The sequence below is a fragment of the Magnetospirillum molischianum DSM 120 genome, from assembly GCF_000294655.1.
GTDB lineage: Bacteria > Pseudomonadota > Alphaproteobacteria > Rhodospirillales > Magnetospirillaceae > Phaeospirillum > Phaeospirillum molischianum.
Map to the genome: position 1 here is coordinate 112,036 of NZ_CAHP01000034.1, position 12,763 is coordinate 124,798.

A 12,763-nucleotide genomic window follows, 5' to 3' on the forward strand; every position below is an offset into this window, starting at 1 on the left:
CATGACCGGCAGGGCCGGGCGGGTTCCGCCCCAGATCACCGCATCCTACATCGAGAATGCAGCGATGCATTATCTTGAACGCTTCGCTTCGTCCAGGGCCAACCTGCGCCGGGTGCTGATGACCAAGGTGCGCCGCTCGCTGGCCCATTGGGGCGGCGAACCGGCCGAGGCCGAAGCCGTCGTCGATGCGGTGCTGCTTCGTCTGACCGGCCTCGGTTATCTCGATGATGCCGTCTATGCCGACATCAAGGTGCGCGGACTGGCGCGGCGCGGCGGTTCGCTGCGTGCCATCCGTGCCACTCTATCAGCCAAGGGCGTCGAGGCGGAAACCGTCGCCGCCGCTTTGACCGAGCTTGGCCCTGATTCCGACCGCGCCGCCGCTCTGGCCCTGGCTCGCCGCCGCCGCCTGGGTCCATTCCGTTTATCTGAAGTCCGTGCCGATTATCGAACCCGCGATCTTGCCTCGCTGGGCCGCGCCGGGTTCTCGTGGGAAGTCGCCCGCGCCGTGATCGATGGCGATGGGGCGGAGCCGGACGACGGGAGCGAGACCGGCTGAGTTCGTCCGCCGCCTGGTCGTCGATGGAGCGAGGCTTGTCTTCCGGCTGTCTATGCCGTGAAGCGTTTGGCGGAGGTCGATCCGTTTCCCGCAATTATTGATAAAATTGTATTCATCGCATGGCGTCAAGTATTTGTGGTGTCTAATGTTTGATCTCGCGCATATCTGCGCTTACAAAAGTGGCAGAGTGTGGTAGGTGTCACCATTAGAACATTTACCCTATCGGAACGCTTTGGTGCTTGGGGGGCTTGATTGATGGCGATCGAATTGCGTCGGATGCCGATCTATGTCCGTCTTGGACTGATCGTTATCGTTGCCGTCGTTATCACGCTTTTCGATCTGGTCGGCAGCCTGCGGCAATTTTCCGAGATGGTGCACAGCGCACGCCTCGACCGGGTGAAGACGGCGGTGGAGGCGGCGCATTCGATCGCCGCCAGCTTTGCCGCACGTGCCGCCAAGGGGGAACTGACCACCGAGGCGGCGCAGGATGCGGCCAAGGCGGCGATTCACGATCTGCGCTACGCCGGAACCGAGTATGTCTTCATCGTCAGTTTGGACGGGGTGGTGCAACTGCAACCCTCCAATGACGGCTTGGTCGGCAAGAACCTGATTGGCCTGAAGGACGTCAACGGCGTCGCTTTCATCGCCGAAACGATCAAGGTGGTTCGTGAAAAGGGAGAGGGGGCGGTCGAGTATCACTGGCCCAAATCCGGATCCAGCACACCCGAGCCGAAAGTGTCTTTTGTCAAGGGCGTGCCGGAATGGGGCTGGGCCATCGGTACCGGGGTCTATACCGATGACATCGCCGCGACGCTGCGGGCGCTGACCTTGCGCGAAGGAGCGCGGGCAGTGGTCGAACTGGCGCTGCTGATCCTGCTTGCCGCGTTGATCGGGCGTGCGATTGCCCGGCCGTTGCGCCGACTGACTACCGAAATGCGGCGTTTGGCCGGGGGCGATCTGTCCGTCGATATCTCGCGGGATCAGGGGGCCGAAATCGGTGAAATGCAGGCGGCGGTGCAGGTCTTTAAGGACAACGCCGTCGAGGTCCGCCGCCTGACCCAGGCTCAGGAAGATTCCCAGCGTCAGGCCGAGGCCGCACGTCGCAGCCTGCTGCTGTCTCTGGCCGAAGAGTTTGAAAAATCCGTCAATCGGGTGGTCGAAGATGTATCGGCGGCGGCGGGGCGTCTCAGTTCGACGGCCGAAAGCATGGCCAAGGTCACCGACGATGCGGCGCGTCAGTCCGATACCGTTGCCGCCGCGACCGAGGAAGCTTCGGCCAACGTCCAGACCGTCGCCGCCGCGACCGAGGAACTCAGTTCCTCGATCACGGAAATCTCGCGTCAGGTCAATCAATCCGCGGCGATTTCGAATGCTGCTGTCGAGGCCGCCCGCCATACCGATGGCATCGTGCGCGGCCTGTCCGAGGCGGCGCAGAAAATTGGCGATGTCGTCAACCTGATTAACGATATCGCGGCGCAGACCAACCTTCTAGCCTTGAATGCCACTATCGAGGCGGCGCGGGCAGGGGAGGCGGGCAAGGGCTTCGCCGTCGTCGCGGGTGAGGTCAAGCATCTTGCCAACCAGACCGGACGGGCCACCGACGAGATCGCTCAACAAGTCTCGGGCGTTCAGGGCGCAACCCGCGAGGCGGTGGCGGCGATCAGCGGGATTGCCCGCACCATTGAGGAAATCAGCCGGATCGGTGCGGCGATTGCTTCCGCGGTCGAGCAGCAGGGGGCCGCGACCCAGGAAATCAGCCGTAATACCCAGCAGGCAGCGACCGGAACAGGCATTGTCACTCAGACTGTCGGCCGGGTCGCGACGGCGGTCTCGGCGGCGGGGCAATCGGCTCAGGACGTCCGTAATCAGGCCGGTCATCTGGCGGGCGATTCCGCAACGCTCCGTCAGGCGGTCGCCCGTTTCCTCGACGGCATCCGCGCCTGATCCGATCGGGTGATTCCCCCAGGGTAAGCGCCGGGCTTGACTTTCGCCCGGCGCGCCCGTCACTCTTCACCAACAGACCGAAGGGGAGCCCCACGCTTAGGGGGCTGAGAGGTCGGCACATGCGCCGGCGACCCTTGGAACCTGATCCGGGTCATGCCGGCGAAGGGATCGGAATCACCGCCATCCTCCCCACTTCGCCGCCCGATCCGCAACATCCGTTACAGGAAAGAGGCGAGGATGTCCGACCAAGCTGTTCCCCCGGTCTCTCCCCGGGTTACCACCGGCCCCTTGCCGGGGTCCCGCAAAATTCATGTCGAGGGATCGCGTTCCGACCTGCGGGTCGCGATGCGCGAGATCGATCTGGCCCCCAGCGCGGCGGAACCTCCGGTTCGTCTGTATGACTGTTCCGGGCCTTATACCGATCCGGCGGTCAGCGTCGATATCACCCGAGGATTGCAGCCGCTGCGTGCAGCGTGGATCGCCGAACGCGGCGATGTCGAGACCTATCCCGGTCGTCCGCACCGTCCCGAGGATGACGGACTGAAGCCGGGCGAAAGCATCGGCGTTCCGGTATTCGACCGTGGTGGGCGCCTGCCGTTGCGGGCCAAGCCGGGATGCCGCCCGACTCAGCTGGCCTATGCTCGCGCCGGGATCGTTACCCCTGAAATGGAATATGTCGCGATCCGTGAGAATCTGCGCCGGGCTGACGCAATCGACAGCGGCCCGCGCGATGGCGAAACGTTCGGGGCTGAACTCCCCGAAATTATTACCCCCGAGTTCGTCCGCTCTGAAATCGCGCGCGGCCGTGCCATCCTGCCTGCGAACCTCAACCATCCCGAAGCCGAGCCGATGATCATCGGCCGGAATTTCCTGACCAAGATCAACGCGAATATCGGCAATTCCGCCGTGGCGTCCTCGGTCGAGGAAGAGGTCGAGAAGATGGTGTGGGCGATCCGCTGGGGCGCCGATACCGTGATGGACCTTTCGACCGGGCGGCACATCCACGCGACCCGCGAATGGATCATTCGCAACAGCCCGGTGCCGATCGGGACCGTGCCGATCTATCAGGCACTGGAGAAGGTTGACGGCAAGGCAGAAGACCTAACCTGGGAGATCTTCCGCGATACCCTGATCGAACAGGCCGAACAGGGGGTCGATTACGTCACCGTCCATGCCGGTCTACGTTTGGCCCATATTCCCTTGACGGCAAAGCGGGTGACCGGGATCGTCAGCCGGGGCGGCTCGATCATGGCGAAGTGGTGTCTGGCGCATCATCGCGAGAATTTCCTCTACACCCATTTCGATGAGTTGTGCGAGCTGTTGACCGCGTATGACGTCGGCATTTCGCTGGGTGATGGGCTGCGTCCCGGTTCGATCGCCGACGGCAACGACGCCGCTCAGTTCGCCGAACTGGAAACGCTGGGCGAACTGACGCATCGTGCTTGGGCGCTGGATGCCCAGGTGATGATCGAAGGTCCGGGCCATGTGCCGATGCACAAGATCAAGGTCAATGTCGAGAAGCAACTGGCCCTGTGTGGCGAAGCGCCGTTCTACACGCTTGGGCCGCTGGTCACCGATATCGCCCCCGGCTATGACCACATCACCAGCGCCATTGGCGCGGCGATGATCGGTTGGTTCGGTACCGCGATGCTGTGTTACGTCACGCCAAAGGAGCATTTGGGGCTGCCCGACCGCCAGGATGTTCGCGAGGGCGTCGTGACCTACAAGCTGGCCGCCCACGCCGCCGATCTGGCCAAGGGACATCCCGCCGCCCGGTTGCGCGATGACGCTTTGTCGCGGGCCCGTTTCGAGTTCCGCTGGAAGGACCAGTTCCATCTGTCGCTCGACCCGGAAAAGGCTCAGGACTTCCACGACCAGCATCTCCCCGCGGACGGGGCGAAGCTGGCTCACTTTTGTTCAATGTGCGGCCCGAAATTCTGCTCGATGAAGATCAGCCAGGAAGTCCGCGACGCCGCCAATGCCGAGGCGGAAGCCGGGATGAACAGCATGAGCGAGAAGTTCCTCGCCGAAGGTGCCGAGATTTATAAGACCGATAAACCGGCGGCGGAGTGATCAAACGGAAACGGGGATGTGGGGCGCTTATGCCCCATATCCCCGTTCTTTTTTGTGGGCATTTGCCCTCAAAACGTGACTTTAGCGCTTGATGCCACAAGCTTTGTCTGCGGCGGCCAAGGCATCGCTGAAGCCGCTGAGGGCGACCGTGGCGGACAGATTGGCCCCCTTGGCGGGGATGGCGCGAAGGCTGGCGTCCTTGCCCTTGCGCATCGAAGCGATGATCGCTTTGTCGGTGGCGGCATCGCGTGCCCAGGCGCGGTCGCCCCGTGTGAACAGGGCGAATTTCGTCGCGCCGATCTGAAACTCGACCTCTGAATCTTTTTTGAAGCCGTAGGTGCCGTTCAGGCTGATCTCGTCCTGGCCCTTGGAGCCGGGACGGTGGGTAACGATCAAATAGGTGGTGGTTTTTCCCTTCTCGCCACCGACAACTTTGCCCGCAGCGGCGGCCAGATAGCAGGTTTTGGCGGCACCATCGCCATAAGTGAAAGATTCCCAGGTTCCGAATTTTCCAAGCCGCTTGGTGGCATCTGCGGCGGCTGCGGTGTTGGCGGCGACGGCCGGGCTGTGGAAGGCAAAGAGTGCGGCCAGGGCGGCGACAGCAAGGCGGAACGTCATGGAATCCTCGTCATGATGTTGATACCCGAACAAGAATCGAAAAAGGGCCCAGCCTCGCGGCGGGGCCCTCTCGATAGTGTCGTACCAAACCCCGAAATTACGGGAGGACGATCTCGACACGACGGTTCTGCGGCTCGCGGACGCCATCGGGAGTGGCGACCAGCGGCTCCGACTTGCCCTTGCCGACGACGTCGATCTGGGCGGCCGGGATGCCGAGCTTCACCAGTTCGGCCTTCACGGCATTGCCGCGCTTGATCGACAGAGCCTGGTTGTAACGCTCGCTGCCGGACAGATCGGTGTGGCCGGTCAGGTCGATACGGGTGATCGTGGTGCTCTTGGAGGTCCCGGCAGCCTGCTGGATGATGCGGGCGGCTTCGGGGGTGATCACGGCCTTATCGAAGTCGAAGAACACGATGAAGTTACGCTTCGCCGCGACCGGCTTGACGGGAACCGGAGTCGGGGCCGGAGCGGGAGCCGCCACCGGAGCGGGAGCCGCCACCGGAATCGGAGCCGGGGCCGGGTTGTTAAACTTGTAGGTGAAGCCGACCAGCAGGGCGTGATCGCGATACTCGTTGTCGATCTTAGTGCCGTTCGCGATGACCTTGGTGTCGTAGTCGAGGGTAGCGAAGTAGCGATACTGCGCCTTCAACTCGACATTGCGGGTCACGTCGTACCCGACACCGGCAAAGCCCTGATAGGCGAACTGCCAATCATTGCCCTTGTAGATGTTCTGGCCATCGACCTTGATCTTACCCGCATCGATGTTGGCGACACCGATACCGGCACCGAGGAACGGATGCCAGCGCGAATCGGGCAGGAATTCGTAGATACCGTTGGCCATCGTGGCCAGGACGGCGGTGTTGCCATCCACATTTATGCTGCCGCGGGGCGTGTCAATTTTGTTCAGGGAGTTGTCGCGATAGCTCAGTTCGCCTTCGACCTTCCACGGGCCGAACGCGTAACCGACCTGACCCTGGGCCAGCCAGCCGATGTCCGACTTCTCCTTGGCACTCTGGCCAAGGGCCTTCATCCGGTTGTCCTCAAGATGGCTGGCACCGGCATCGACGCCGACATACCACTGAGCATGGGCCAAGGTGGGCATCGTCACAGAGACCGCAGCCGCGGCGAGCAGAATCTTAAGGTTTCGCATTTGGGGTAACCTTCCCGAAATAAAGAGGCCGCATTAGCGGACGGCTATTCCCCCGGTTATACCGTGCGTTGGGAAAGGCGGCAAGGAACCGTCCTGTCGTTAGGAGCGGTTCCTTGGCGAGCGTTGCCAATAAGCAACAGTGTGCGGAAAGTACCCATACCCTGCCGCGATAATCGCGGCAGGGAAAATATCGGTACAATCGCCTATTCCGATCGGGTTCTTACCGGATCAGGACCCTGACGGACTTTCCGTCTCGGGCGCGATTGCTGCGGTCTCGGCCTGCGCCTTCAGCCGATGAAGCGCACTGAGAGCCATCGGGATGGTCGCCAGATACAGGCCCCCCAACACCGACAGGGTTAGCCACGGTTCCGTAACCAGAAAAGCGGCCGCCAGTCCGACGAATAAAAGGATCGGCAGCACCCATTTATGCGGAACCCGGACCTTCTTGAACGAGAAGGTCGGAAGCTGGCTGACCATCAGGAACGAGACGCCCAACAGGAAGACCGCAACGATGATCGGCTTGTCGAAGAAGCCGGATCCGAACTGAATGGTCAGGATCAGCGGCAAGAGAACCAGACCGGCGGCGGCCGGGGCCGGAACGCCGGTGAAGAAATTCGATGCGTAAGGCGGAAGGTCGGGTTCGCCGATCATGGTGTTGAAGCGGGCCAGTCGCAGCGCGCAGCAGACCGAGAACAGCAACACCAATGCCCAGCCGAATCCTCCGGCGTCGCGCATCGTCCAGAAATACAGCACCATCGCCGGGGCAACCCCGAAGCTGACGAAATCCGACAGCGAATCGAGTTCGGCTCCGAATTTCGAGGTGCCATGGAGAAGCCGGGCGACCCGACCGTCCAGTCCGTCGAGGATCGCGGCCAGAACGGTGGCGACGACCGCTTCCCGCCACAGGCCGTGAACCGCGAACCGGATCGATGTCAACCCGGCGCAAAGCGCCAGCAACGTCATGACGTTGGGGATGAGCCGCTTTACCGAAAGGCCGGGAATGCGGGGCTGGCGCTTGCGACGGAAAATCATCAGCGAGTCTCGAACGGACGCGCCGCCTCGGTCGAGGCGAGGTCAGCAACCACGGTCTCACCGGCGACGATCGACTGACCGGCGGCCACCAGGGCGACACTGCCCGCGGGCAGGTAGAGATCGATCCGGCTGTGGAGATGGCTGCGGCAATGGCACGCCGAGTCGGTTCCCTTGCCGGTCAGGCAGGCTTTGAGGCTGCACATCTTCAGATCGCATGCCTTGAACGACGAGGTGCAGATCTGGATTTTCTCGCCCTTGAAGACGCGGCGATAGAGCTTGTTGCCCAGTTGCTTGATCGGCTCGACGTTGAGGCGGAGCACGCCGAAACGTTCGCCAGCGGCAACCTTCTGCCCCTCGGTCAGGTCGAATGCGACGTCGCGGGCCACGGCTCCGGCATATTGCACCACCGCGATCTTGGCCCCGTTGGCGCGATCGAGCACGTAGCTGGCGCGGGTATTCTCGGTCTCGGCCTCGGGCTGCGACACCAAATGGAACTGACCTTCGGTGAACACGGCCTTGGACACGGTTGCATCGGTCGGGATGCGGGCGATCTGGACCGCGGCAAGGCTGCGCAGAATGGAGATGCGCGGCAAGGGGGCGCTGCCCAGGCCAAGCTCGGCCGGGGGAACGGCGCTGTCAACCGCGCTGACGGTGCCGTCGGTGGCACCGACGATCAGGCCGTCACGGGTTGGAGTGACGCGCTTCGGGTCTCGGAAGAACCACACGGTCCAAAGGGTGGCGAAGAAACCGAGCCAACCCAACAAACCCCAAATGTGGCCAAGAATATAGGCGGCCACCGCCACGACGGCGACGAACGGCCATCCGGCGCGATTAATGGGGAACGATAGATACTTAGTTAGAGTAGATAAGCCCTGGGTCTGCATTTACACCCTCCGGATCATGGGCCCGGCTTTAATACAGCCGGGACATTGCCCCTATATACCGCCGCGCCCGAGGCTTTTCACCCCGAAAACACTACGAATCACAGGGGGATTGCCCCCGCTCGGGTCCGACGGAAAATGGAATTCATCGTTGGGGAAGAATAAAGACCTGTCCGGGGTAAATCAGGTCGGGATTGCTGATGCGGTCACGGTTGGCGGTGAAGACCGCAGTATAGGCGATCCCCTCGCCATAGACGCGCCGCGCTATCCGCCACAGCGACGTGCCCGGAGAAACCACCACCTCACCGGCACCGGGGCGAGCCAGCGGCGTGCCTGGGGTCCAGGGTGTCTCGATCCGGGCCAGCACCTTGCCCTTGGCATCGACCAGATCCGCCCGCAGCAGATGGCTGTCGCCTGTCGGTCTCGATCCGGCGATCCGCCAGCCACCATCGGCATCGGCCTCGGCACGACCGATGAAGCGGTCGTCGATATAGAGATGGATTCGGCTGCCCGTCGGAGCCTTGCCCGATATGAACAGACGCCCCTTGTCATCGTGATCGACCAGATCGAGCGATAGCGCTCCATCGGTCAACCCGACCGGCCCTTGCAGCAACGTGGTGCCTCCGGTCGGGGCGGTCTTCAGTGCCAGCGCAGAACCTGTGCCGCGCTCGGGCACCACCAGGACCACCGGATCGCCGGATTCCAGAACCTCGCCATCGGGATTGACCGCCCGAAGCCGCAATTCGCGTCCTCCCGGCGGCATCGCCTTGGCGGGCACGAACACCCATTCGCCGCGTGGATCGGCGATGACCCGCCCCAATTCGGTTCCGCCGTCAAGGATGATGACCTGCGCTCCGGGCTGGGCGCGGCCGGCGATGACCGAATTGCCCTCTGTGCCGATGCGAACAACGTCGAAGCTGGGCCGTCGGGCGTCGGGAATGGGGGCGGCGGTGGGGGCGGTCGTCGGAGTGGGCACCGTCGGAGCGGCCTCTTCGCGCTCGTGCTGGAACGCCAGCAACGCCGCGACGATCGCGACGGCGAGTCCGAAGAGAGCGACTAGGGTTGGCCGGGTCAAAGGGGCCTCGACGGCTATGGCAAAACGAGGCAAAGCCTATCAGTTCCCTCTCTCGCTGTCACGGCCATGCAACACCTTCGGACTTTCCTAGACTGGAAAAGGCTCCGAGTCGGTACTACCTTATACGACCCCCAATGGAATTTAAGGAGTGTTCCGATGTCCGAAACCGATTCCTCCGCCGGTCCCACCAAACGGGTCCAGGTCTGGGATTTGCCGGTGCGGCTGTTCCATTGGTCGCTCGCCGCCCTGTTCGCCGTGCTTTGGATCAGTGGGTATAACGGAACGCTTGGCCTCCATATCAGCGCCGGGGCGTTGATTCTCACCCTGTTGCTGTTCCGCTTGGCCTGGGGCGTCGGCGGCAGTCCCACCGCTCGCTTTTCCGGTTTTGTCCGTGGGCCGGGAGCGGTTTTCGCTTATCTCCGCGGGGGTAAGGCTTCCGGGGTCTGGTCGGGTATCGGTCATAATCCGTTCGGCGGCTGGAGCGTTACCGTTCTGATCGGGTTGTTGTTGCTTCAGTCGGTGACCGGCTTGTTCTCCACCGACGATATCGCCACCGATGGGCCGTTGGCCTGGGCGGTGTCGAGCGGGACGGTCAAATCGCTGTCCTCGCTGCACCGGCAAGTCGGCTGGTTGCTGCTGGGGCTGGCCGGGCTGCACATCTGCGCGATTCTCTACTATCGCTTTGGCAAGGGCGAGGATCTCATCACCCCGATGATCGGCGGCGATGCCGATCTGGACACCGAAACCGCCGCTCGTGCGCCCAAGGAGCCTTTCGCCAGCGGGCAAAAGGCGGTGGGACTGCTGATCTTGGCTGCGTTGGTGGTCTACGGCGGTCTGGCGATCTGGGGGAAATAACCCTCAGGTCTTGCCAAGGCCGGGTCAAGAGGTGTAAACGACCCTCTTTCAGCGCGGCACCCCTGGAGGCCGCGCCTTTTGTCCTGTCAGGAGTAAATCCATGTCTGATGCGATCTCTATCGTCGCCGAACCGCGCGATCGGAGCGGAAAGGGGGCCGCCCGTGCCGTTCGCCGCACCGGTAAGGTGCCCGGTGTCGTTTACGGCGAAAAGCAGGCTGCCGTTCTGATCCAGCTCGACCCGCGCGTCCTGTGGGCCCAGTTGAACAAGCCCGGCTTTTTCACCCAGTTGTTCGACATCGACCTCGGCAACGGTTCGCGTGAGCGCGCCCTGGCCCGCGACGTCCAGTTCCACCCGGTTACCGATCAGCCGGTCCACGTCGATTTCCTGCGCGTGTCGGCCGACCATGCCATTCACGTCAAGGTGCCGGTCCACGTCGCCAACGAGCTTAGCTCTCCGGGCGTCAAGAAGGGCGGCGTCGTCAATATCGAGTTGCACGAAATCGAGCTGGTTTGCAGCCCCGATGCGATTCCGCATGGCCTGACCATCGATATCTCTGCTCTTGAGATCGGCCACTCGGTCCATCTGAAGGACATCGCCCTCCCCGCCGGGGTGAAGCCCTATCACCTGTCGCCCGAGGTCACCGTGATCTCGATCTCCGCTCCGACCGTTGCTCCGAGCACGGCCGAGGGCGAAGCGGCGGCTCCGGCCGCTGCCGGCTGACATGCTGTTGCTGGTGGGACTGGGCAATCCCGGCCCGGACTACGCCAGGAATCGGCATAATATCGGCTTCATGGCGGCGGACCTTCTGGCCCGCCGCCATTCCTTCGGACCTTGGCGGTCGCGCTTTCAGGGCGAGACCGCCGAGGGAAGCATCGGCGGCGAGAAGGTTTTGGCGTTGAAACCCGCCACCTTCATGAATCTGTCCGGCCAATCGGTGGCCGCGGCGGCTCGCTTCCTTAAGATTCCTCTGTCCGATATCGTCGTGCTGCATGACGAGCTTGACCTGCCGCCCGGCCGATTGCGGGTCAAGACCGGTGGCGGCGCCGGTGGCCATAACGGCCTAAAAAGCATCGATTCCCATCTCGGCAAGGATTATCGACGGGTCCGGCTTGGCATCGGCCATCCCGGCGACAAGGATCGGGTGGCAGGCTATGTGTTGTCCGATTTCGCCAAGGCCGACGAAAGCTGGCTGCCGTCGCTGCTTGACGCCGTGGCCGAATCCGTTCCGTTGCTGCTGGGCGGTGACGACGCTGGGTTCATGAACCGCGTCAGCCTGTTAACCCAGCCGCCGAAGCCCAAGACGGTACGGCCGTCCACGCCCGCGCTCCCGCCGGGGAATGTGGCCGCCGCTTCGTCGTCCGAACCGCTCCCGCCTCCCGGCGGCGCCCTCGCCGAGGCGCTGCGTGCGGCGATGACCAAACCCTCCACGAAGGATTAGACCCCCATGGGCTTCAATTGCGGCATCGTCGGCCTGCCTAACGTCGGCAAGAGCACCCTGTTCAACGCGCTGACCCAGACCGCGGCGGCTCAGGCGGCGAATTACCCGTTCTGCACCATCGAACCCAATGTCGGCCGCGTTGCCGTGCCCGATCCCCGGCTTGACCAGTTGGTCGCGATCGCCAAAAGCCAAAAGGAAATTCCGACCCAGCTCGAATTCGTCGATATCGCCGGTCTGGTGCGCGGAGCCAGCAAGGGCGAAGGGTTGGGCAACCAGTTCCTGGCTAATATCCGCGAGGTCGATGCGATCGTCCACGTTCTGCGTTGCTTTGAGGATGGCGACATCACCCATGTCGAGGGCAATGTCGATCCGGTTCGCGATGCCGAGACGATCGAGACCGAACTGATGCTGGCCGACCTGGATTCTCTGGAGCGCCGCTTCATTCCGCTGGAGAAGAAGGCCAAGAACAACGACAAGGATGCCAAGGCCCAGGTCGAGGTGATGGCTCCCTTGCTGGCCGCGTTGCGCGAGGGCAAGCCCGCTCGCACCGTGTGCTTCGATGGCGAAGACGAGCGGCGCATCGTGCGGACTCTCGGCCTGATGACCACCAAGCCGGTTCTTTACGTCTGTAACGTCGATGAGGCCAGCGCCGCCAGCGGCAATGAATTTTCGGCCAAGGTCGCCGCCTTTGCCGCCGCCGAGGGCAACAGTCACGTTGTGATCTCGGCCGCGATCGAAGCCGAGATCGCCCAGATCGGATCGGACGAAGAGCGCGCCGAGTTCCTGGAGACCCTTGGGCTGGGCGAAACCGGGCTGACCCGCGTGATCCGGGCCGGGTACGAGTTGCTGCACCTCGTCACCTTCTTCACCGTCGGCCCCAAGGAAGCCCGCGCCTGGACGGTACAGAAAGGGGCCAAGGCTCCCAATGCAGCCGGTGTCATCCATACCGATTTCGAACGTGGCTTTATCCGTGCCGAGACCATCGCCTTTGACGATTTCATCGCCTGCGGCGGCGAAGCCGGGTCAAAGGAAGCGGGCAAGATGCGGCTGGAGGGCAAGGAATACGTCGTTCAGGATGGCGACATTTTCCACTTCCTGTTCAACGTCTGAGCGCGATGGATTGGGGGCGGGGCTATCCCG

At 63.0% G+C, this 12,763-nt stretch carries 12 protein-coding genes and 1 riboswitch; of the genes, 7 read left to right on the top strand and 5 right to left on the bottom strand.

The features are described 5' to 3' along the window. Position 1 precedes the first annotated feature (1 nt). The 3 genes from PHAMO_RS14155 to thiC all read left to right on the top strand — a co-directional run bounded on the left by PHAMO_RS14155 (position 2) and on the right by thiC (position 4,573). Positions 2-556 (top strand): regulatory protein RecX, encoded by a 555-nt coding sequence (locus tag PHAMO_RS14155; protein ID WP_002730284.1) that lies wholly within the window; start codon positions 2-4, stop codon positions 554-556. 255 nt (positions 557-811) lie between these two features. After that, positions 812-2,500, top strand: a complete 1,689-nt coding sequence (locus tag PHAMO_RS20320; protein ID WP_002730286.1) for a methyl-accepting chemotaxis protein — start codon at positions 812-814, stop codon at positions 2,498-2,500. 71 nt (positions 2,501-2,571) lie between these two features. Then, a riboswitch (TPP riboswitch) is annotated at positions 2,572-2,685 on the top strand. A 52-nt stretch (positions 2,686-2,737) separates the two neighbouring features. Continuing rightward, complete coding sequence (thiC, locus tag PHAMO_RS14165; protein WP_002730287.1) at positions 2,738-4,573, top strand: phosphomethylpyrimidine synthase ThiC; 1,836 nt, start codon at positions 2,738-2,740, stop codon at positions 4,571-4,573. Between the two features lie 81 nt (positions 4,574-4,654). Here the strand turns inward: thiC and PHAMO_RS14170 are convergent, their stop codons facing one another. The 5 genes from PHAMO_RS14170 to PHAMO_RS14190 all read right to left on the bottom strand — a co-directional run bounded on the left by PHAMO_RS14170 (position 4,655) and on the right by PHAMO_RS14190 (position 9,329). Next, the gene (locus PHAMO_RS14170; RefSeq protein ID WP_002730288.1) at positions 4,655-5,191 is read right to left on the bottom strand and encodes an invasion associated locus B family protein; all 537 of its coding nucleotides are present in this window, start codon (positions 5,189-5,191) and stop codon (positions 4,655-4,657) included. Between the two features lie 97 nt (positions 5,192-5,288). Further along, positions 5,289-6,341: an OmpA family protein gene (locus PHAMO_RS14175; protein ID WP_002730290.1), complete on the bottom strand. Its 1,053-nt coding sequence runs from the start codon at positions 6,339-6,341 to the stop codon at positions 5,289-5,291. Between the two features lie 228 nt (positions 6,342-6,569). Beyond that, complete coding sequence (pssA, locus tag PHAMO_RS14180) at positions 6,570-7,373, bottom strand: CDP-diacylglycerol--serine O-phosphatidyltransferase (protein WP_002730292.1); 804 nt, start codon at positions 7,371-7,373, stop codon at positions 6,570-6,572. Beyond that, complete coding sequence (locus tag PHAMO_RS18645; RefSeq protein WP_002730293.1) at positions 7,373-8,257, bottom strand: phosphatidylserine decarboxylase; 885 nt, start codon at positions 8,255-8,257, stop codon at positions 7,373-7,375. The genes pssA and PHAMO_RS18645 overlap by 1 nt, the downstream gene beginning before the upstream one ends. Before the next feature lie 142 nt (positions 8,258-8,399). Next, positions 8,400-9,329: a LysM peptidoglycan-binding domain-containing protein gene (locus PHAMO_RS14190; protein ID WP_040567373.1), complete on the bottom strand. Its 930-nt coding sequence runs from the start codon at positions 9,327-9,329 to the stop codon at positions 8,400-8,402. A 156-nt stretch (positions 9,330-9,485) separates the two neighbouring features. Between PHAMO_RS14190 and PHAMO_RS14195 the strand changes: the two genes are divergently transcribed. The 4 genes from PHAMO_RS14195 (at position 9,486) to ychF (ending at position 12,733) form a co-directional block, all read left to right on the top strand. Then, positions 9,486-10,184, top strand: a complete 699-nt coding sequence (locus PHAMO_RS14195) for a cytochrome b/b6 domain-containing protein (protein ID WP_002730296.1) — start codon at positions 9,486-9,488, stop codon at positions 10,182-10,184. Positions 10,185-10,284: 100 nt separating this feature from the next. Next, positions 10,285-10,905, top strand: coding sequence for a 50S ribosomal protein L25/general stress protein Ctc (locus PHAMO_RS14200; protein ID WP_002730297.1), 621 nt, complete (start codon positions 10,285-10,287; stop codon positions 10,903-10,905). Between the two features lies 1 nt (position 10,906). Next, positions 10,907-11,623, top strand: a complete 717-nt coding sequence (gene pth / locus PHAMO_RS14205) for an aminoacyl-tRNA hydrolase (RefSeq protein ID WP_002730299.1) — start codon at positions 10,907-10,909, stop codon at positions 11,621-11,623. A gap of 6 nt (positions 11,624-11,629) precedes the next feature. Further along, on the top strand, positions 11,630-12,733 hold the full coding sequence (gene ychF, locus PHAMO_RS14210) for a redox-regulated ATPase YchF (RefSeq protein WP_002730300.1): 1,104 nt from the start codon (positions 11,630-11,632) through the stop codon (positions 12,731-12,733). Positions 12,734-12,763: the final 30 nt, after the last annotated feature.

Excerpts from the sequence above, each read along its gene's own strand:
- PHAMO_RS20320 (WP_002730286.1), top strand. The coding sequence starts at position 812 with ATGGCGATCGAATTGCGTCGGATGCCGATCTATGTCCGTCTTGGACTG.
- PHAMO_RS14175 (WP_002730290.1), bottom strand. The coding sequence starts at position 6,341 with ATGCGAAACCTTAAGATTCTGCTCGCCGCGGCTGCGGTCTCTGTGACG.
- PHAMO_RS14200 (WP_002730297.1), top strand. The coding sequence starts at position 10,285 with ATGTCTGATGCGATCTCTATCGTCGCCGAACCGCGCGATCGGAGCGGA.
- PHAMO_RS14155 (WP_002730284.1), top strand. The coding sequence starts at position 2 with ATGACCGGCAGGGCCGGGCGGGTTCCGCCCCAGATCACCGCATCCTAC.
- ychF (WP_002730300.1), top strand. The coding sequence starts at position 11,630 with ATGGGCTTCAATTGCGGCATCGTCGGCCTGCCTAACGTCGGCAAGAGC.
- PHAMO_RS18645 (WP_002730293.1), bottom strand. The coding sequence starts at position 8,257 with ATGCAGACCCAGGGCTTATCTACTCTAACTAAGTATCTATCGTTCCCC.
- thiC (WP_002730287.1), top strand. The coding sequence starts at position 2,738 with ATGTCCGACCAAGCTGTTCCCCCGGTCTCTCCCCGGGTTACCACCGGC.
- pssA (WP_002730292.1), bottom strand. The coding sequence starts at position 7,373 with ATGATTTTCCGTCGCAAGCGCCAGCCCCGCATTCCCGGCCTTTCGGTA.
- pth (WP_002730299.1), top strand. The coding sequence starts at position 10,907 with ATGCTGTTGCTGGTGGGACTGGGCAATCCCGGCCCGGACTACGCCAGG.
- PHAMO_RS14195 (WP_002730296.1), top strand. The coding sequence starts at position 9,486 with ATGTCCGAAACCGATTCCTCCGCCGGTCCCACCAAACGGGTCCAGGTC.
- PHAMO_RS14170 (WP_002730288.1), bottom strand. The coding sequence starts at position 5,191 with ATGACGTTCCGCCTTGCTGTCGCCGCCCTGGCCGCACTCTTTGCCTTC.